The sequence below is a fragment of the Nonomuraea sp. NPDC002799 genome, from assembly GCF_053592075.1.
Window position 1 is genome coordinate 1 of sequence record NZ_JBSFVA010000126.1, and the last position, 2,133, is coordinate 2,133.

Annotated in this window: 3 protein-coding genes; all 3 read left to right on the forward strand. The window is 73.1% G+C overall.

All coding sequences use genetic code 11. The annotated features are described in order from the left end of the window. Positions 1-627 (forward strand): AAA family ATPase (locus ACWD0F_RS51980; RefSeq protein WP_449890555.1); only part of this gene is annotated, 627 nt, incomplete at its 5' end. Next, a complete protein-coding gene (locus ACWD0F_RS51985) occupies positions 624-1,427 on the forward strand; it encodes an ABC transporter permease (RefSeq protein WP_449890557.1) in 804 nt (267 codons plus the stop codon). The genes ACWD0F_RS51980 and ACWD0F_RS51985, both read left to right, overlap by 4 nt. Next, entirely contained in the window at positions 1,424-1,990 is a 567-nt protein-coding gene (locus ACWD0F_RS51990; RefSeq protein ID WP_449890558.1) for a DUF1707 SHOCT-like domain-containing protein, read from the forward strand. The genes ACWD0F_RS51985 and ACWD0F_RS51990 overlap by 4 nt, the downstream gene beginning before the upstream one ends. Positions 1,991-2,133 lie beyond the last annotated feature (143 nt).

A 2,133-nucleotide genomic window follows, 5' to 3' on the forward strand; every position in this document is an offset into this window, starting at 1 on the left:
CGCTTCGACCTGCCCGGGGCGCCCGACCGGCCGGTGCGGGGATACTCCGGCGGCATGCGCCGCCGGCTCGACCTGGCGGGGGCGCTGGTGGCCGCCCCGCCGGTGCTCTTCCTCGACGAGCCCACGACCGGCCTGGACCCCCGGGCCAGGGCGAGCCTGTGGGACGTCATCGCCGAGCTGGTCACGGGCGGCACGACGGTGCTGCTCACCACGCAGTACATGGAGGAGGCCGACCGGCTGGCCGACCGGATCGCGGTGGTCGACCACGGCAGGGTGATCGCGCTGGGCACGGCCGACGAGCTCAAGCACCAGACCGGCGGCGACCGCATCGAGCTGACGGTGTCGAGCGCGGCGGAGCTGGAGACCGTGCGGCGGGCGCTGGCGCCGCTGGCGGCCGGTGACGTCCAGACCGACCCGGCCGTGCTGCACGTGACCGTCCCGGTCAGCGACGGCGCGGCCTCGCTGACCGCCGCCCTGGGCCTGCTGGCCGCCGAACGCGTCACCGTGCGCGACGCCGGGCTGCGCCGGCCGACCCTGGACGACGTCTTCCTGACCCTCACCGGACACGACCCGGGCAAGACGCCCACCGGGCAAGACCGGGGCGAGACGAAGGAGCACAGCCGATGAACTCCCTCCAGATCGCGATCGCCGACGGCGTGACGATCACCAAGCGCAACGCGCTCAAGATCAGGCGAGCCCCGGACATGCTCGGCGGCGTGATCGTGCTGCCGATCGTGTTCGTGCTGCTGTTCGCCTACGTCTTCGGCAGCATGATCGACCTGCCCGGCATGTCGTACACGGACTACATGATGCCCGGCATCTTCGTCCAGACGATCGTCATGAGCGCCCAGATCACCGGCTACACGCTCACGCAGGACCTGCAGAAGGGCATCTTCGACCGGTTCCGCACGCTGCCCATGGCGCCGTCGGCGGTGCTGACCGGCCAGACCCTCGCCGACGTCCTCATCAACGTCACCAGCATCGTCACCATGGCACTCGTCGGGCTGCTCGTCGGCTGGCGGATCCACTCGACGCCGATCGAGGCCGCCCTGGGCATCCTGCTGTTGCTGCTGTTCGCCTTCGCCTTCTCGTGGGTGACCGCGGCCGTCGCGCTGGCCCTGCGCAAGCCCGACGTCTTCAACAACCTGGCCACCACCATCTCCATGCCGCTGGTGTTCCTGTCCAACGTCTTCGTCGACAGCGCCCGCCTGCCCGGCCCGCTGAAGGCCGTCGCCGAATGGAACCCCGTCTCGACGATCACGCAGGCCGCGCGTGAGCTGTTCGGCAACACCACCCCCGCCATGCCGGTGCCGGACGCGTGGCCGCTCCAGCACGCGGTGCCCCTGGCGGTCGCCTGGTCGGTGCTGCTCCTGCTGGTGTTCGTGCCGCTGTCCACGCGGCTGTACAAGCGGGCGGTCAGCGAATGAGCGATCGGGTGCCGGCGCGGGCGGAGCTCCGGGTGCGCCTCGCCGACGAGGATCGCGACCGGGCCGTGCACCGGGTCCAGCAGGCCTTCGCGGACGGGCGCCTCAGCCCGGGGGAGATGGAGGAACGCCTCGAACGGGCGCTCACGGCCACGTCCCGCGGCGACCTGGAGCCGGCCCTGGCCGGCCTGCCCGACCCGCTCGACGACGTGGTCCGGCTCGGCACCACGGGAGGTCACGTCAAGCGGTCGGGCGACTGGCGGGTCCCGCGCCTGTTGTGGATCGAGTCCGAGTACGGCAAGGTGCGGCTCGACCTGTCCCGGGCCGCCCTCGACCATCCGTTGATCGACATCGAGCTCCGGCTCGCGTACGGCTCCGCCACCATCATCCTGCCGCCCGGCGCGACCGCGGACGCCGACGGGGCCCGCAGCCACTGGGGCAGCGTGACCTGCAAGGCCCCGGGACGTCCCCGTCCGGGAAGCGCGCACGTCCGGGTCGGCGGCGAGGTGGACCACGGCAGCGTGCTGATCCGCTACCCGCGCACCTGGCACCGAGCCGGCCGCTGACCCGCCCGCGTCAGGACACGGCCGGCAACGGGCACGGCGCCCCCGCCCCCGCCTGCGCCCCCGCCGGCCGGGCGCCCCCCGCGAGCAGACCCGCATGGATGCGCCGCAACTCCGGCGCCGGGTCGGCGCCCAGCTCCGCGACG